Raw genomic sequence first — 17,831 nt, forward strand, 5'->3', positions numbered from 1 at the left:
CATCACAACCTATGTAATTTTAATTCCATAATGTGATCTGTTAACGGCCAGGTGTTACACCTTGTAATTCATCATCAGTACGACGGTCATAGCGTTGAGTTGTACTTATACTGCTGTGTCCCATAAATTTACTAACTAATAATAAATCATATCCTGATCGTAGCAGGTTTGTCGCAACCGAATGACGAAAATCATGGGGTGATATTTTACGTGAAAAACCAAGTAGATGAACCTGTTTACAAAGATCATTTAAGGTTTGAGTCGTTAGTCGCTGTGAGGTGAGTTGCTGATAACGATTAACACCACAGAAAAAACTTGATATTTTTTGTGAATGTTGCGAACGAATTGTTAACCATTGCTCAATTGCTGAGTACAAATCACTGTTTTTGGAGAAAGGCACATGGCGTTCCTTGTTACCTTTACCCATTACACGAATTTTACATAAATACAGATCAATATCACCGATATCAAGACCAATAACTTCCGCCCGACGTAAGCCGGATTCATACATTAGCCAAAATATTGCGTTATCTCTTACGGCTTTGATCTTATTTGATTGTGCTAAAGTGAGTGCCGATATTTGGTCAACATCAGCATAACTTAAGTAGCGACCGCTTGATTGGCGAGAACCTCTAGGCAGTTTTATAGCCTTAATTCGCTGAAGTGTTTCAATAGAAATCGACTCAGATAACCACGCATGATGAGCAACACCACGTAACATTCTTAGTAAATTATCTGCAGTAGCTGGGGCATAATCTTGTTTTTTATCGTTACTTTTCATCGTTAAACGTGATGATAAAAACGATTGCATTGCCGTTTGTAATACCGGTGCATAAAGTACAGTTTGCCAATCCATCCTTTCAATACAAGATCTTAAACAAAAACAACTAAATGCTTCTAACATTATCTGCGCTTGAGTGGTTAATTCAATCGTTAATGGTTGAGGTGCCGAAATAGGGGAAAGCCAACCTGAATCCAATTGTTGCTCTTTATACTCATGGACAGAAAAACCACTAATGACAGATTGCCACACAGTTAATTGAGATAATGAGATTTGTTGTTGCTGATAATAATAATCACCAATAACCAGCAGTGCTTTTTTTAAGGGATTAATATGTAAATTCTTAAGCGAACGCTGTGGATCATAAACTAAGCCTTTCATTGTTGCCTTATTTTGAGCGCGATGAATCAAAAAAACAGCCATCGCTTGTTTAATAAGATCAGGGGTCGTCAGCAACATTAGCCAATCAATTTGATCAAAACTTGATCCTAATAAAAACCGACTAAAACGCTCTAATGTATAACGCGCATTTGCCTGACCACCAGTAGTATCGGTAGCGGCTAGAGAATAAACATATGCTAATGCTGGATTAGATACAAAATGATCATGGTGACGGATCTGTTGGCTAAGCGCTATTTGTTGGCGTAATGTACCAGGTCGAAGATTGCAATCGTTATGTACTAGGGAATTTGATGGGTTGGTCGTCATTATTATAGGTCTTTATTCTTGATCTGCTATAAGAGATATTATATAAGACTGATATATTAAAGCTATATAATTCATATGTTTATCAAAAATAAAAGATCATACAGCGATCGAATAAGAACAGTGATAAATAACAAAATACCCCATAATAATCATTGTAGATCTGCAATTTTTATCGCCGTTATTTTTATAATTTAAGGATAATACTGCATTGTCTCTATTACTTTTAAAGTGTTACGCTGTCACAAATAAGTAGATTATCTAATGAAAGAGTGAGTAAATAGGACTATCATTAATAGAGATTATTTTTTAGGGAGCATAGATTATGGTAGAGAAAATATCGTTTGTAGTTAAGCCATCAATTTCTATTGCGGAATCAATCATTGATTATGTTCAAGGTCACGAACCACAATTTTCACCAATGCTTTTTTCAAAACACAATGTAGAAGATGCGCGTTTTCAATTTGCGACAGCATCGCTAAGAGTGGATATGGTTGAATTTGATGATGAACATCATTCGGGTTTAGCCCATGTAAGTTATGGTATTCACTTCTTTTGGCCATGTAATAACCAAGATGAAATTGATACTTTTCAAGAAAAATTGCCGTTCGTTATTAAGGATAATCAGGTTATTTTTAGCTTAACAACCATCAGCCTTGGATTGTACTGTAATCGACAAACAAAAAAGAGAGCGGGTAAGGCTCTCTTTTTTATGTAATATTTAAGAATATATTAGTGCAATAATCGTCGCCATGTTCCTTTGTGCTGTTTAAGCAATATGCTATGAATAATTAACGAAGCAATGATAATTACGCCATACACCAGTCGCGTCCAAAATCCGGCGAGACCAGCACTAATAATACCAGCCTCTAAAATACCGATAATACACGCACCAAAAAATGTACCTAATAATGTACCGCGTCCACCAAGTACTGATGTTCCACCAATAAAAACTGATGCAAAAACAAGTAACATATAACCTTGTCCTTGATTTGGCCACCAGCTGCTCATTTCAAGACTAACAAAAACGCCCACAACTGCAGACATTAAACCCATTAAAACGAATAATAACAATCGAGTACGAGCAACAGGTACCCCCATCATTTCAGCAGCTTTCGGATTATCGCCAATAAAATTGATATTATCACCAAAAACATGACGTGATAATATTAGCCATAAAACTGCCAAAATCACCAAACACCATACTGCTTGTGCAGGGATTACATCAGCTATTCGACCCACCATCATAGTATGGAACCAGCTATCACGAACTTGAGGCAAACTTAATGCTAATCCATCAGCAACGACAGTCGTTAAACCGCCAATGAAAAATTGACTACCAATGGTTGCAATAATCGAGGGTATATTAAAACATACCACTAATAGGCCATTTAGCACTCCGCATAAAATACCGACGATAACCGCAGCAGCAAAAGCAATAACAGGAGATTGTGTCGCCTGAAATGTTGCAGCAAAAACATAACCGCCAAGTGCAATCACAGATGGAAAACTCATGTCAATTTCACGAGCAATAACCAATAGTGTCAAACAAAAAGCGAGCATTGCCGTAAATGGGATCGTTGACATAAACGAAGTATAAATACGCATATGGGTAAATGTTTGCGGGCTATAAGCTGTAAACAATAACCATAAACTAACTAACATTAAGCTAGTAATAATAGGGGCGCGGTGTTTTACAATAAATGTATTCATGCAGCACCTCGACCAACAGCTGCTAGTAACGCATGTTGTAAAGATTGTTGATCCATTTCGGTTTTACTGTATTCGGCTACAATCGTGCCACGATCCATAACGACAAAACGATCAGCGACTCGATAAGCATCATTCATATTATGCGTAATCAGCAAACAGGCACGACGTTGTGCTTTTAATTGTTCAATAAAACATAATACTTTCTCAACTTCACCTAACGATAATGCCGTGGTTGGTTCATCAAGTATCACTAATTTTGCATTGAATAACATCGCACGACCAATGGCTAAACCTTGACGTTCACCACCAGAAAGTTGCGACACACAACTATCAATGTTTGCACCGACGCCACGGAAATCGAGCTTCTTCAGTAACTGTTGTGCTTGGTGGCGTTCTTGTGTTTGATCGATAAACCCAAACCGATTACGAATATGACGACCTAAAAATAGGTTACGCCATACCGATTGTTGTTCACCGAGCGAACCAGATTGATAAACAGTTTCAATTCCCAGTTTACGGGCATTTTTTACATTATATTGTTGTTTATCAACAAGTTCATTTTGAATATTGATCTCACCGGAATCAAATGCTTCAATCCCTGCAATCAGCTTAATTAAGGTTGATTTACCTGCGCCATTATCACCAAGTAGTGCAATCACTTCACCTTCATTGATACTGAGGTTAATGTTTCGCAATGCATGAATCGGCCCAAACCACTTATTTACGTCTGTTAGCATTAATGCCTTTGGGCACATTAACGAATACCTTTTGTTGCTAGCGGAGCAATGAAATTAATATTCTTAAGATCAACAAACCCAGCACCAGTATCTATATTTAAACCAGAAAAGCCGTATCGCTTACTTAATACAGTTTGTACAACAGATAAATATCCCATCAGATAAGGTTGACTATCTGCAACTAACTGAACATAGCCGCTACGAATAGCATCTGCGGTTGCAGGAGATAAACTAAAACCAGCAACAAAGATCTCTTTAGGTCTAACACCTGCATTACGCAAGAAATTAGCCATTTGAGAGGTGAGGGATCCATGATCAACTAAGATGAGCTTAGTATTGATATGACTGGCAAGGTATGATGTGATCGCAGCAGTACCCAATGAAGGATCTTTATCTGTTTCAGGTGAAATTTGTAGAAAATCAACAGTTAACCCAGCTTGCTCTAAGGTTTTGATCATTCCTCGAGTTGATTTACTTCGTTCTGCTATGTCTTTTATTCCCCAAACTAATGCATGATCACCTGCTTTAAATTGGCCGCGACGTAACGCTTCGGCTGCAAGCTTGATCCCGCGTTTAGCGTTACTTACTCCAACATAACCAAAACCTTTATGTTGTATCGCTCCCATGCTTGCCGGCAGAGCAGTATCAATTGAAGTGACATTAATGCCTTTATTTTCAGCTTCCATAACTAAAGGTTGATACGCACTATCGCCTGGGTGACCCATAATAATAATGCCAGAAGGGTTGGCAGCAACGGCTTGTTTAAAGTTTTCAATCATTTTTTGTGTCTGCCAATCAGAGTAAACAACCCGTAAGTTAGCCCCAAGATCTTCTGCTGCTTGCTTTGCTCCGTTTTGAACAACCGTTGCATAAGGTCCACCGACAGGGCCACCAACATCAATCCAGATTGACATATTTGTGCCAGAAGGTGTTGCGCAGACACTGGTAGAGACTAATGCAAGACTCGCCATAACAACTGTAGAGAATTTTTTTGAAAAATGTTTCATTTATTCACCAGCAATTTGAATTCTATCTATATTAGTGAAGCATTTTATCGTTATTTGTTAAAAACGCTAACTATTAATAAATAGAATTTATTACGGTTATATTGTCATATCTTTCATAAAAGACAGCAATATAAGTAGAATTAAGGCGAGATGAGTGATGTAAAATATGACTAAATAGTCATAAATTTAAATAACATGCAACAAACTAACAAATATCAGATGTGCACTTTAAAACATATGTGCTATAAATAGCTTTATCAATGCAAAAGGAGTAAGAGTCAATGAAAAGAACAATCATACTATCTATGCTTAGTATTTCTTTATTTTTCAATGGACTAGCTTATGCAGACACAAAAGTAAAGACGGCGCATGAACTTGAGATTTTTCGCTTAGGCTACATTTATTCAATTACACCTTTTGATCTCAAACAGCCGACTGAAGCCTTACAGACAATTGCTAATTTATATGCATTAACTTATGCGCTAAAAGACTTGCCACTAGAAGTAGAAACAAAATATGACACGCTATCTAGCGATATACAAAAAGACATTGCATATAAATATTGTAAAGCTTATACCACACCATCTAATACTCAAGTTCCAGCATCAGCGATACTAAGTGATATTTTAGCAAGTTATTAGTGAATATTTTTATGCTTCAATGTAATTAACACGATAACCACAAATACACAGAATAAGATTTTTCCCTTCAAGGTATTCGGATTTCCCACACTTAGGACATACAAATCTCGCCATCAACGTAAACATAACAACACCACAAAATTTAACATTCCATTAATATATAGCATTGAGTTATTTCGTCAGAATAGTTTCAATAACATGCGATAAAAACCACAAAATTAAAAAGTGTTATTCATTCTTTCATTACATTATTGCTTTCATGTCAAAAATCTATTGTTAATCAATACAGTAGCAAATATTAAAAATTAGCAAAAAAACTCCCACAAATAACAGTGAGAGTTTTTTTAAAAGTAACATATTTAACAACGATTAATGATCGACTTCAAAACCAAATGTTTTATTTTGGATATAGACCATGTCACAGTCAGTTGTATACACTACACTGTGAATACGATTGGCTTTAATGTAGCCTGTTTGACCTGCTTTTAAGATCATTGGTTCGCCGTCTTTTACTAACTTGCCATCAACACGAAGGTGAAATTGAATAGCGATCTCACCAGTAACGATAATAGACATATCATCATGAGGGTGGTGATGTGGATCTTCGATAGTACCTGCTTTCCAACGCTCAAGTAATGCGGTAACACAATTTGCATTACTTTCATCTGTGTCTCGAAAACTAAATCCAGGGAATTCAGGATCAGCAGTAAAATCAGACCAAATATCTTTTGAAATAAACGTGCTCATAATAAAAACCACCAATAAATAACATTATAATTATTATAAACGCTTATCAGTAACATCATCATGTATTAAATTAGCAAGCTCAATATGCAATTATAACGTACTACATATCGTAACTTGGCTGCTCTAGCCAATCATCGGCCTCATCAAACATAGCTTCAAGTTGTGACTCGACATGTTGTTTATCTTCCTTGAGACCACCAAGTACATTCAATTCATTTGCACCACCTAAACGTACTCGAACTAAAGCATCAGGCCAATATATAGCCATGCGACGACAAAACTCGTGTTCAACTTGGCAAAAAACATCTTGTGGTACATTATTTTTATTAACCATTAACTCTATACGCATATAAGTCCATCTATTACACTGGATAAAATAACACTGATTATATATACAGCATAATAGACTGAGCAATTTAATCTCTTTATGGTGTTAAGTGGTAATCTTTATTAAACGTAAGTTACTCAAATTTACAGCTAATTGATGTAATTGGTGTGTTTGAGGTTGAGAAACATGCATAAACAGTTTGAGGTTTATGACGACGTAATTGAATGTAACCAGAATCAATATCATCATCAGAGAAGGTTATAAGATGTGATTTTGCCATCGTCATATCTGCATATGTGGCTTCAAACTCATCATTAATAGCATTAGCGACTTTATTTAATGTATGTTCTGTTTGAAAACTAATTGTTGCACAACGCATAGGCGCTGAATGATGTACTGCTGCCATTTGGGTTTGTTTATCATAGTTAACTGCTTCTATTGTTGGTTCGATATTAACAGCATCAAAGTGAGTAACAGAACAAGTCGACTGTGCCATAACAGCACCAGAGAAGAGGTTAGCGAGTAGGAGCAAGGGAGCTAGTTTCATTAAATAATCATCCTATAATCGATTTGATTTTTAATATGCCTTTTATCATACCGCGCAACCATAACCGTCAAAATATTTAACAAAGAACAAAAAATGTCATATAGATAATAATAAAAACTTATTTTGACACTTAAAGATGAAAACAAACAGCAAAAAAGTCGTATAGTTACTTCATCGACAACAAATAGAGTATATAATCATGTCAACATTTACTATGACAAGTAACAGCATTGCCGAAGAACTGCATCACGATAAACGTTTTTCATTTAATAGTTTTGGTAACGATGGTGATAATATCTCACCTCAATTAGCTTGGGAAAATGCTCCTGAAGGCACTAAGAGTTTTGCTGTTACATGTTTTGATCCAGATGCACCAACTGACAGTGGTTTTTGGCACTGGCAGGTAATTAATATTCCAGCATCAACCCATGAGCTTGCAGAAGGCGCATCAACGCATCTTGCTGCTGGTTTAGAAATGCGTAACGATTACGGTTTTAATGGTTACGGCGGCGCTTGCCCTCCAGAAGGCCATGGTGTTCACCGTTATGTATTCACCGTATGGGCATTGCCTTGTGAAAAGATGGAAGTACCAGATGATGCATCATGTGCTTTAGTAAGCTTTATGCTAAATGGTACAGCATTAGCTAAATCTACTATTACAGCTCATTACCAGCGTTAATTGTTCTAATGATAGTTAAAAAGAAAAGTCTCATTAATAGCACTCTATTATGAGACTTTCTTTTTTATAGCGATAATATAAATAGCTAAAAGGGGGATAGCATGTCATCAGTTGTGCAATGCATTCATTACAGCGGTCAAAAATCACAGCAATTACGTAATGTTCCTTTTATCTATCCATCCATTGTTTGGGTACAAACAGGGGTAAAAAAATTACAATGGCAAAATGATTGGATAAATATTGATCCTCAGCATTGGTTATTGACCACTGGCCATTCGCAACATACGTTTATAAACCAACCCTCACAGAGTGTATTTTCATCTTTGCAACTGTGTTTTTTCATTAAGCCCACTACAGAGCTCATCAATCGTTCGCGTCAACAGGCTAGGAGCAATAATATTGCACCTGATTATCAGTTTGACCATGCGGGTGAATATTTATTTATGAATATCATTAACATGCCAAAATCGTTACCACGTAACGTTCAAGAGTGTATGGTTAATGCGCTGTTTGAATATTTAGCGAATGTCGGTAGGTTACATCAGCTCTTTAATTCACAAGATTTATCATGGCGTGACAAGCTGGTTGCGTTATTTAAACAACATCCTGGTGAACAACACAGTATTGAATCTGCGTGTCAGCATTTTGGATTAAGTAAATCGACCTTAATTCGTCGTCTACGCGAAGAATCAACCCAGTTCAGAGAAGTGTTGGCAGAGTTAAGAATGGGATACGCATTAACGTTGCTTCAAAAGCAGCATTATACTCAGCTGGATTTAGCACAACTTTGTGGTTATCAGTCAGAGACACGATTCGCACAGCGGTTTAAAAAACAATTTGGCTTATCTCTCAAAGAATACCAACAAACAATTCTAAACTAAAAAAGGGCTGAACAATCTTATTCAACCCTTAATAAATTATGCTGCGATGAACTTTTTATCTGTCCATGCCATGTCAGCAAACATCGGCCCTTGAATTGCCTCTGTAAATTTGATCCCATTATGGACAGCATTCCATTCCATGATTTCAACACCACCATGTTCATTGATAATAACATCCCAACCGATAGATTGAACAAAAGGGTAGTTTTTATGCAATGCGATCACATCTTCACAAGCTTGTTTAAAATTGGGAATAACCACCCCTTTAAAACTCTTTTTCGTTGTCGGGTGTTGGTCAATTTCAAACCAATCACTGGTATAGCCATTATTAAACAATGCACCTGAGTCTAAATCGATACCAACACGAATATTGGTTGAAGATTTTACAAATTCATCAGTGCCAATACCTAAACGTAAGTAAGCGCCACGCACATCAACATTACCTTCAGGTGTTAGTGCTGTAGTTAAACGCATTGTCGCGCCTGGTTTAGGGAATAGCTCATTAAATATTTGATGCTGAACAATAAGACGCTGGAATATACCTGAACCGAGCTTCGCGACTTTATCCAAACAGAATTCGTCCTTATTGAAGAAATGGATACCTTTGCCTTGAAATGAAGAATTCAGTTTATAGATAACAGTGTCGTGATCTTTAAACAAAAAGTCTTTTACTTGTTCTGGTTTTAAAACATCATTGGAAGCTGAAGCACTATAAATGCCACTAGAATAGCTCACTAAATCAGGGAAAAGATCAGACTTTAGCAGAGAGCCACTGATATTTTTAATTTGAGCCGGCGTACCACTAATGCCGTTACTTTTAGGTAATACAATTTTGCCGTAGTAGTTATCAGGGATCCAACCATGTTTAAATTCACCGCGCATTAATGAGTACACATATAACCACGGTGCGTATTTGATATCACCAAGAGTATTTTTAGCGTAATTATCGCATTGCTCTTTGATATTTTGAGGTAACTTGCCTTTAGAGTGTTCTAAGTTAGCAAGAACCTCCATTGCTTCTTTGTTTAATGCTGCGTTATATCGATAGTCTTGAATATATGTAATTGCTTTTTTTATATCTTTGATTTTCATTAAATCAGTTTCTCATCTAAATAATGCATGCTTTAAACATTACATTTTCAATCTTTATTAACTAACAATAAATATTACCGATTTATTGTTATCCGATTGAGCAAAAAGTAACATGTAAGTATGCCAATAAATAGACTTTATTTTTATATGTTAAAAAAAAATAATAGAAAAAACACATAACCATAAATAATATAATCATTTTTAATATGATATGAATAAATACAGTATAAATAATTAATTATTAAAGAAGAGGTATTAGTAATAATAATAAAGCACACACCAACAATAAATATGGCATATGCTTTGTATAATTATAGTAATACTAAAATAATCTTGGGCTAAATATTAAATGGTGAAACTCTACTATCACGATAATAATGATTTATCGCACCACGGTAGATCTGTAAATGAAGGCCCTTGAACGGCTTCAGTAAAGGTAATGCTATTATGAATTGCATTCCATTCCATTATTTCAACATTATTGTCAGTGTTAATTGTCACATCCCAACCAATTGATTGTACGTATGGATAGCGGCTATGCAATTCTTCAACACTTTCACGCGCTTGAGCAAAGTTTGGTAATATTACGCCCTTAAATGCTTTTTTGGTGTTAGGGTGCTCGTTAATTTCATTCCACTCAGTGGTATAACCCTTATCAGATAATGCACCGGTTTCAATATCAATAGCGACACGAATATTAGTTGCAGAACGTACATACTCATCTGTGCCTACACCTAAACGCAAATAAGCCGCTTTTAAGCAAGTAGTGCCGTCTGGCTTTAATACTGTAGTTAAACGCATAGTTGCGCCTGGTTTTGGAAATAATTCATCAAAAACAGCATGTTGCTTGATGATTTTTTGAAAAATCCCAGAACCTTTTTTCATAACATCTGCAATAGAGAAATTATCTTTGGTATAAAAGAAAATTCCGCGGCCTTGATTAGAAGAGTTAACCTTAAAAATCACACTATCACGACCATCAAAAAGGTAGTCTGCAATCTCATCTGTGGCTAGCACTCTATTCTCAAGTGGAATACTAAATATACCACTTGAATAACACACTAAATCTGGAAATAAATGAGAATTAAACAGTTTCGATGTTATATTTTTTATTTGCGCCGGTGTTCCGCTAATACCATTACATTTAGGTAATACAACCTTTCCATAATAATTATCAGGGATCCAGCCTTCTTTAAATTCACCACGAATAATTGAGTATACATATAGCCAAGGTGCATATTTAATATCACCCAGTTTTTCTATTGCATATTTATCACACTGTTGTTTAATACTATCAGCTAATTTGCCTTTCGTTTTCTCAACTTCAGAAAGAATCGTCAATGCCTTATTTTTATGCATGTCATGATAGCGGTAGTTCTGAACAGTAGTAATAATGTTTTTTATTTTATTCATTAGGTAAATCTTTTACAATTCTTAGATATATATAAATGGTCACATAAAAAATAATTTTATTCAATGATTGTCGTATCTGTTTATATCATTTGATATTAATATCAGCATTTATTGTGATAACCATGGTAATAACGGATATTTGCTTCTATTTATATCATTAAAATTTATAACTTTTTTCTTTAAAAATACAAAAGTTATAAGACGGAGTTATATTATCCATAAAAATAGCATTACACATAAATAAACATTATATGTATTTTAATCATATGTTAATAATAATTCTTAATAGTGCGCACTGAACAAATCAGGTTCATGAATCAAAAAAGAACATTACCGTCGTAATTGATATGTATTAAATTATCATTTACTCTCATTACAATAATTTTTTGTAATAATGCGCGGTAAGTAATGATTAATCCCCAATGGCTAACAACCTTTAAAACATTAATAGATACAGGGCATTTCACACAAACTGCTGATATTTTGCACATGACACAGCCAGGTGTCAGCCAACATATTAAAAAGTTAGAACAAGCTTGTGGTTATCAGCTAATTACCCGTTATAACAAACAATTTGAGCTCACCGAGCAGGGGATGCTTGTATATCAATATGCCCAACAACAAACTCAGCAGTATCAAACCTTAATCAATAGTCTACAAACAGATAATCCTCATGCCGGTATCTGTAAATTAGCCTGTTCTGGCTCGTTTGCTTTATCGTTATATCCGCAGTTATTACGTTTACAACAGCAATACCCTCAGCTGCATTTTCATCTCGAAGCAGCACCTAACCATAAAATTTTGCAAGATATTGAGAGTAATACTATTGATATGGGCATTGTCACTCAGTCGCCGCAAAATAATAAACTTAAAGCAACCACCATCGGCCAAGAACAATTATGTTTGGTGTTACCACTACGCTATAAAGATACTGATGTTAATCTCGATCTATTAACTGATTGTGGACTTATAGATCACCCTGATGCTGAATATTATTTAACCAAATACTTCAGCAGTTGCGGCCAAACAGATTTAGTCGATATTAAAATTGAGCAATTACCAATAACGAGCTATATCAATCAACTCAATCAGATTTTAATTGCCGTCGCCGAAGGGATAGGATTTACCGTTTTACCTCAAAGCGCCATCGCACATTTTTTCGATAAACATAAATTATACATTGCTCCGCCATTAACAGCCGTGACAGAAAAATTGTATATCATTCAAAAACAACATCGTCAGTTACCGATGCGTTATCAAACAATAATGCCACTACTCGCAACAATAAGTCATTAAATTGATGCTTAAACAAGCAATAATAACTTTGTTTTAATACATAATTTGATCTTCTATATAAAATAGACTTTAAATAGCCCATTGATAACCAATGCGTGTTTACAGAGGGATAGCTCATGAAAAAGTCGACAAAGTCAGCCGTCGCAGTCCTTAGTGGAATCGTGATATGCAGTTTAGTATTTACGATCATCAAAAGTGAACAGACGACAAAGAGCAATACAATCATCGAGCAGACACAACATAACACTGTTGTTAAAGTTCCCGCTGCGGCATTGCCAAAAGCAGAAAATTCAGATTCAACGCCTGTGCTACAAGTTAAAGATAAGCCTTACAAATGCAGTGATTTTGACCCTAAAACAGGAGGTTTAAAAGGGTGGACTGCTGATATGGGCGTTGGACCAGCAATACCAGAACAATTACTACCAAAAGATTGCCCAGCACTTCAAAACAGATAGTCGCTTCATAGTATTCAGCCCTCCAAATCACGGAGGGCAATTGTTCGCTTAGTTATTTATACACAATCAACTAAGGTTGAACTGAAATCGCAATATTTTTGCTTTCCCAGCTGTCTTTTTCCCATGAGCGGCCATAGTTAAGCTTTAACTCTCCAACACCAGCAGCAACCACCTCAAAGGTATATGAACGTAAACCACCGCAACCGATCATGCCTTTCTTACATTGTGTTGAATTATGATAATCAACACTCAACAACATTAATGAATTTGGCATTGAGCGCAGCGCCCAAGAAGCACCAGTAGAAGGATTAGCGGTAAACTTAATGTAAACGTTTGGCCTAGCTTCATCGTTACCGCTTGCTTTGGATCCGTTGGCAAACATGTTTGTTGCGGTGCTTTACTATAATCGCCAGTCACAATCGTGGTAAAACCAGCATCACACGGAGGTTGTGGTACTGTTTGAGTCGATTCAGAAGCAAATGCACCGCCACTGATAGTTGCAAGTGTTGTTGCTAATAGCATCTGTTTCATTACTTTCATGTCGCCGTCCTTCATATTTGTTGTTTATCTATTAGCCTAACAAATAACCCAGCGCTTACGCTAGAGCAGTAAATAAACGTCAGTAATAGTTAAAAAATCGTCGATAACGATCAAAAAATAATCAACTGTTAATATTCAGTTGCGTTTTACTGTAAACAATCAATAATACAGCTCTAAAAATTAAAAACAAAAGAGTCAATATGTCAGGCACAAACCGTTCTAATATCCATGTTGGTTTAGACGTTAAAATCGTATTAAAGCAAGATCAACGTAGCGGAACACTAACATCAGGTACGGTAGAAAAAATACTTACTAACTCACCAACCCATCCTCACGGCATAAAAGTACGCCTAACAACGGGCGATGTCGGTCGAGTGAAAGTGATCCTGTAAACGTAGGTCGCTAATAAACAACTTACCACGTATTTAATCCAATCATAACCAAACCCTAGTCTGGTTTTGTTATATCAACGTGCCATTAATTCGGCATTTTGATCGCACTATATAGAAAGAGAACATCGTGAATCGAACCAATATTATGCTACTAAGTGTCGCACTCTTACCGACGCTAGCATTTGCACAAACCCCACAAGGTAACACGACTAACCAATCATTCAGCAAAGCTAAAAAGATCATGCAACAGCAGATCTATACCAATCCTGTAGATATGAAAACTATTTACTGTGGTGCTGATTTCAACAATAAAAAATACGTTACATTACCTTCAGGCTTTACAACTGACGTATATAAAAAGCGCGTTAAACGTTGGGAAGCTGAACACGTAGTACCTGCGGAGAACTTTGGTCGCTCATTTAGTGAATGGCGTGATGGGGCAAAGGTATGTGTTGATAGCAAAGGCAAATCATTTAAAGGCCGTAAATGTGCTGAAAAAGCCAATGCTGAATATCGCTTAATGCAATCAGACCTATATAACTTATTCCCAGCAGTAGGCGCTGTGAATGCGGCTCGCCAGAACTACAACTATGTGATGCTGCCTAAAACAGCCAGCAAAGACTATCGTTCATTTGGTAGCTGCGACATGATCATTGATAAAAAAGACCATGATGCACAACCACCAGAGCGCGCGCGTGGTGTTATCGCACGTACTTACATGTATTTTGAAGCGGTGTACCCAAGCTACAAAATGAGCCGTCAGCAGCGTCAATTAATGACAGCATGGGATAAGCAATACCCAGTATCAAAATGGGAATGTGAACGTGCGGCTAAAATTCAAAAAATTCAAGGCAATGTGGATCCTATCTTAGCTTCACGTTGTAAAAACATCGGCTAAAACAGAACTTGAAATCACACCTTAAAAATCCATATTTCACGATATGGATTTTTTGTTTTTTTATAAAAGCAATAAAAGCCTCATACAACACTTATGAGTATCTTCAATTGTTAACAAAAGACAGACAAGGTAACCTTAATGTTATGATCTTAGTGGGAATATCGACTCTCTATAGCATTAATAACAGGTGCTAGTTATCAAAACGAAACTAAACGCTATTAATATTTTATTTTTTGTAGTCTTATATGCTACGCTATAAATGTAACGAGCTAGAAATACAATAGTGTTAACCGTTTAATGAGTTAAGGTATTGTATTAACATACTATTCATATTGTATGTCACACAAAAATTTATTTATTGGAGTACCATTTATTAATGAGCAGCAATCGTAGAACTCAGAATCAATTAGCTACCCTTACAAAAAAGCTTTCTAAGTTACAAGCCATGTCTAAATCTACTAGGGATGGTGCGAGTAAAGCACGTTACACTGCTGAAATTGAAAAAATCGAAATAGAGCTTAGTAAGCTTCAACAAACTGCAGAATAGAATCTTTCTATTTATGATGTTTGGCCTACTACTATTTCGACAATAGTAGTAGGTTAGTCAACCTTGTTATTGCCGCTGTTGTTACTCACGTATCCCCGTTGCAAGTTGTATTTTCCCTAAAATCCACACTGATATTTAACCACTTTATTATTCAACGTAGATCAAGCTATCTTCATTATTGCTACTATTATTTATCCCCTGTAGCGGATAAAGATTAAAAATCTATTAATTATGAACGTTAATAGCGGCTTTCCATGCCAAAGCGATTCGACATATCATCATCTATTCGACCACCTGTCCATCCACCTAACGCGAGTAGGTTAAGTACATCTTGTCCGGTGTAATCATCTCAGTATTTCACAAAAGTGACACTGTAACTAATTAACCATCATGAAATACAAAGGTTCGCTAGGCTCATACTTAGTAAGATGACCAGCCGCAATCGTCACTATTAAAGAAATGAAAAAGTTAATCTTACAAGATCCAAAATTTGGCGCGGTATACAATAATGAGCTTAACAAGTTACAACTAACGTACTCAGAGTTGCCGACTTACTATTGGTTTAAAGACACCGAGAAGAGCACTGCTAAGTCTAAATAACTAGAACCAATCTAATACCGTCCACTGTGGCGGTATTTTTATATTTGGTGAGCAAGGTTAAAGAGTAGGGAAGTTAGTCTGTTACGTAAAACAAGAACATCATATTTAAGGCAATACAGTCAATCTGTTGGCGTTTAATGAAAATGTATGCTTGCCGAGATTTATCCCTTATAGCGGATAATTTAAATGTGGTGATGAAATGCAAATAACATCGGCAAAAATGCTAGCAAATACAGTATCAGCGTTTGAAAATAATCCAGATGGCTGGCCCTTAACACTAGATCGGATTGTTATGGGGAATGCTATCATCGAAATAGGTGCAACAGATGAATTACGTGTATTGAGAACGGCTTAGATGCTAAAGAAGTTAAAATGAAATTTCATTTAAAAGCCGATATATAATCGGCTTTTAAAAAACTATTTCATTACATTACCATAAACCGTTTCCCAATCATCTACAGCATCTTTTTGCTGCTCCATAAATGATTCTAATTTAGTGCTTGCATATTTAACATATAATTGACCTATTAATAGAAAAAAAACTGATGGTAAAACAGAGAAGATACAAATTAATAAGCAATGTGTGTATTCAAGGGTTAAATCCTAAATATGTAAGTAAAGTTAATAATAAAGCTGATATTATTAGACCAACCCACTTTGCAAAAATAGATAATACTTTTATTTTCCCTTTAAAATATGTAACTTTAGATTCAAATTTAACAGAGCATCTTGATGTATCATAAGTATCCCCAATTTTAGCTTGTAATGAAATAGGTTATCTATCTGGACTATTTGAGAGAGTGAACCTGTAACAATCAAACTATTCGCATGAGGTAACATGATGATGCTATATGCGGTTTGAGTCTCACCAGTATTGGCAAAACGTTGGTTAAAATCAAGGATAAAGTCGGGGAACCACGGATTAGCTTTTTCAATATTATCAATGTGTTGTAAACGCATTTCTTTGACTAAGCGATCTTGTAAGGTCTTGTTGGCACGTTCAACACGACCTTTGGCTTGAGAGCTGTTTGCGCAAATCAATTCAATGTTTAAGTCATGTAAAACACGACCAAACTGAGTCACACGGTTGGTTTCTGCATCCCGTTTACTGACATGAAATACCGCATGCCGATCACTGTAAAAAGCAGTGGGTTTGCCATGATGTTCAACATATTCACGCGTGGCAACCATGTAATCAAACGCAGATTCTGTTTCGCTAAAACGTAAGTTCATCAGTTTGCCGGTGGCATCATCAATGAAAACCAACAAGCAACATTTGTCGCTGCGACCTTCAAACCAATCATGATGTGAGACATCTATCTGAATTAACTCACCATAACAATCACGTCGATGACGCGGTTGATAAACACGAGGCTTACGTTTGAAATGTGGCACCCAAAGGCCATCAGCGATCATCCATTGGCGTAAGGTTTCTAATCCAATTTTAATGCCGTGACGTTCAATCAATTTTTCACGCGCCAATGTGGGCCCGAAGTCTGCGTAATATTCGTGGATGAGCTTTAAAATACGCAGCCTAAGGTTATCATCATAACGATGATTACTTGGCACGCCGCGCTGTTGTGAAAGTAATCCGCCAGCACCGAACTGAGTAAAGCGTTTTACTAATCGTGATACTTGACGACAACTCAAGTTAAGTCGACAAGCAGCTTCAACACCAGTAATTTGTTTATCACAAACATCTTGAATAAATTTGATTCGGCTTAATTCATTTTCAGTCATAGTGAGCAACATTTATTGATTCCAGTTCATAGCAAAACCTATGATCTGAAGATAGTTCAACATGACATTTCTAAATGGGACTTACAACCTTT

General features: G+C 36.2%; 21 protein-coding genes and 1 pseudogene. 9 read left to right on the plus strand and 13 right to left on the minus strand.

The window, feature by feature from the left end; genetic code table 11:
* Positions 1–40: 40 nt before the first annotated feature.
* The gene (locus BTN98_RS14675; protein ID WP_060997873.1) at positions 41–1,489 is read right to left on the minus strand and encodes a tyrosine-type recombinase/integrase; all 1,449 of its coding nucleotides are present in this window, start codon (positions 1,487–1,489) and stop codon (positions 41–43) included.
* Positions 1,490–1,811: 322 nt separating this feature from the next.
* Here BTN98_RS14675 and BTN98_RS14680 point away from each other — a divergent pair, with 322 nt between their 5' ends.
* The gene (locus BTN98_RS14680) at positions 1,812–2,204 is read left to right on the plus strand and encodes a hypothetical protein (protein WP_240616127.1); all 393 of its coding nucleotides are present in this window, start codon (positions 1,812–1,814) and stop codon (positions 2,202–2,204) included.
* 14 nt (positions 2,205–2,218) lie between these two features.
* Here BTN98_RS14680 and BTN98_RS14685 read toward each other — a convergent pair whose 3' ends face one another.
* From BTN98_RS14685 to BTN98_RS14695, 3 genes are read right to left on the minus strand one after another with little or no spacing between them, the layout of a single operon-like run.
* Positions 2,219–3,199 carry an ABC transporter permease gene (locus tag BTN98_RS14685; RefSeq protein WP_060997871.1) on the minus strand — a complete coding sequence of 327 codons (981 nt, stop codon included), beginning with the start codon at positions 3,197–3,199 and terminating at the stop codon, positions 2,219–2,221.
* Positions 3,196–3,954 carry an ATP-binding cassette domain-containing protein gene (locus BTN98_RS14690; RefSeq protein ID WP_060997870.1) on the minus strand — a complete coding sequence of 253 codons (759 nt, stop codon included), beginning with the start codon at positions 3,952–3,954 and terminating at the stop codon, positions 3,196–3,198. The genes BTN98_RS14685 and BTN98_RS14690 overlap by 4 nt, the downstream gene beginning before the upstream one ends.
* Positions 3,954–4,943 carry a sugar ABC transporter substrate-binding protein gene (locus tag BTN98_RS14695; RefSeq protein ID WP_231730677.1) on the minus strand — a complete coding sequence of 330 codons (990 nt, stop codon included), beginning with the start codon at positions 4,941–4,943 and terminating at the stop codon, positions 3,954–3,956. Before BTN98_RS14695 ends, BTN98_RS14690 begins: the two co-directional genes overlap by 1 nt.
* 281 nt (positions 4,944–5,224) lie before the next feature.
* Here BTN98_RS14695 and BTN98_RS14700 point away from each other — a divergent pair, with 281 nt between their 5' ends.
* Entirely contained in the window at positions 5,225–5,584 is a 360-nt protein-coding gene (locus BTN98_RS14700) for a hypothetical protein (RefSeq protein WP_146107029.1), read from the plus strand.
* 369 nt (positions 5,585–5,953) lie between these two features.
* On the opposite strand, the gene BTN98_RS14705 is transcribed toward BTN98_RS14700, so the two are convergent.
* From BTN98_RS14705 to BTN98_RS14715, 3 genes are all read right to left on the minus strand, one after another.
* A complete protein-coding gene (locus BTN98_RS14705; protein WP_060997868.1) occupies positions 5,954–6,331 on the minus strand; it encodes a cupin domain-containing protein in 378 nt (125 codons plus the stop codon).
* Between the two features lie 100 nt (positions 6,332–6,431).
* Positions 6,432–6,680, minus strand: coding sequence for a DinI-like family protein (locus tag BTN98_RS14710; protein WP_060997867.1), 249 nt, complete (start codon positions 6,678–6,680; stop codon positions 6,432–6,434).
* Between the two features lie 112 nt (positions 6,681–6,792).
* A complete protein-coding gene (locus BTN98_RS14715) occupies positions 6,793–7,206 on the minus strand; it encodes a hypothetical protein (protein WP_060997866.1) in 414 nt (137 codons plus the stop codon).
* Positions 7,207–7,405: 199 nt separating this feature from the next.
* Here BTN98_RS14715 and BTN98_RS14720 point away from each other — a divergent pair, with 199 nt between their 5' ends.
* The gene (locus BTN98_RS14720) at positions 7,406–7,885 is read left to right on the plus strand and encodes a YbhB/YbcL family Raf kinase inhibitor-like protein (protein WP_060997865.1); all 480 of its coding nucleotides are present in this window, start codon (positions 7,406–7,408) and stop codon (positions 7,883–7,885) included.
* Between the two features lie 101 nt (positions 7,886–7,986).
* A complete protein-coding gene (locus tag BTN98_RS14725) occupies positions 7,987–8,766 on the plus strand; it encodes a helix-turn-helix transcriptional regulator (RefSeq protein WP_060997864.1) in 780 nt (259 codons plus the stop codon).
* A 36-nt stretch (positions 8,767–8,802) separates the two neighbouring features.
* On the opposite strand, the gene BTN98_RS14730 is transcribed toward BTN98_RS14725, so the two are convergent.
* Positions 8,803–9,858 carry a sugar-transfer associated ATP-grasp domain-containing protein gene (locus BTN98_RS14730; RefSeq protein WP_060997863.1) on the minus strand — a complete coding sequence of 352 codons (1,056 nt, stop codon included), beginning with the start codon at positions 9,856–9,858 and terminating at the stop codon, positions 8,803–8,805.
* Positions 9,859–10,224: 366 nt separating this feature from the next.
* Positions 10,225–11,271: a sugar-transfer associated ATP-grasp domain-containing protein gene (locus BTN98_RS14735; RefSeq protein ID WP_060997862.1), complete on the minus strand. Its 1,047-nt coding sequence runs from the start codon at positions 11,269–11,271 to the stop codon at positions 10,225–10,227.
* A 408-nt stretch (positions 11,272–11,679) separates the two neighbouring features.
* On the opposite strand from BTN98_RS14735, the gene BTN98_RS14740 reads away from it, so the two are divergent.
* Both BTN98_RS14740 and BTN98_RS14745 read left to right on the plus strand, forming a co-directional pair.
* A complete protein-coding gene (locus BTN98_RS14740; protein WP_060997861.1) occupies positions 11,680–12,567 on the plus strand; it encodes a LysR family transcriptional regulator in 888 nt (295 codons plus the stop codon).
* Between the two features lie 116 nt (positions 12,568–12,683).
* Positions 12,684–13,022 carry a hypothetical protein gene (locus tag BTN98_RS14745; protein ID WP_060997860.1) on the plus strand — a complete coding sequence of 113 codons (339 nt, stop codon included), beginning with the start codon at positions 12,684–12,686 and terminating at the stop codon, positions 13,020–13,022.
* Between the two features lie 70 nt (positions 13,023–13,092).
* On the opposite strand, the gene BTN98_RS14750 is transcribed toward BTN98_RS14745, so the two are convergent.
* On the minus strand, positions 13,093–13,296 hold the full coding sequence (locus BTN98_RS14750) for a protease inhibitor I42 family protein (RefSeq protein ID WP_060997859.1): 204 nt from the start codon (positions 13,294–13,296) through the stop codon (positions 13,093–13,095).
* Positions 13,281–13,562: a hypothetical protein gene (locus BTN98_RS20685; RefSeq protein ID WP_060997858.1), complete on the minus strand. Its 282-nt coding sequence runs from the start codon at positions 13,560–13,562 to the stop codon at positions 13,281–13,283. Before BTN98_RS20685 ends, BTN98_RS14750 begins: the two co-directional genes overlap by 16 nt.
* A 200-nt stretch (positions 13,563–13,762) precedes the next feature.
* On the opposite strand from BTN98_RS20685, the gene BTN98_RS14755 reads away from it, so the two are divergent.
* Positions 13,763–13,954, plus strand: coding sequence for a YwbE family protein (locus tag BTN98_RS14755; protein WP_060997857.1), 192 nt, complete (start codon positions 13,763–13,765; stop codon positions 13,952–13,954).
* Between the two features lie 145 nt (positions 13,955–14,099).
* Positions 14,100–14,852, plus strand: a complete 753-nt coding sequence (locus tag BTN98_RS14760; protein WP_060997996.1) for an endonuclease — start codon at positions 14,100–14,102, stop codon at positions 14,850–14,852.
* A gap of 785 nt (positions 14,853–15,637) precedes the next feature.
* Here BTN98_RS14760 and BTN98_RS20790 read toward each other — a convergent pair.
* Positions 15,638–15,733, minus strand: a pseudogene (locus tag BTN98_RS20790) (DUF6559 family protein); the annotation flags it as partial.
* A gap of 465 nt (positions 15,734–16,198) precedes the next feature.
* Here BTN98_RS20790 and BTN98_RS20370 point away from each other — a divergent pair.
* A complete protein-coding gene (locus BTN98_RS20370; protein ID WP_156451832.1) occupies positions 16,199–16,354 on the plus strand; it encodes a hypothetical protein in 156 nt (51 codons plus the stop codon).
* 323 nt (positions 16,355–16,677) lie between these two features.
* Here the strand turns inward: BTN98_RS20370 and BTN98_RS14765 are convergent, their stop codons facing one another.
* Complete coding sequence (locus BTN98_RS14765; RefSeq protein ID WP_268875326.1) at positions 16,678–17,739, minus strand: ISNCY family transposase; 1,062 nt, start codon at positions 17,737–17,739, stop codon at positions 16,678–16,680.
* Between the last annotated feature and the right edge of the window lie 92 nt (positions 17,740–17,831).

The sequence above is a fragment of the Photobacterium aquimaris genome, from assembly GCF_002954455.1.
GTDB classification, from domain to species: Bacteria; Pseudomonadota; Gammaproteobacteria; order Enterobacterales; family Vibrionaceae; genus Photobacterium; species Photobacterium aquimaris.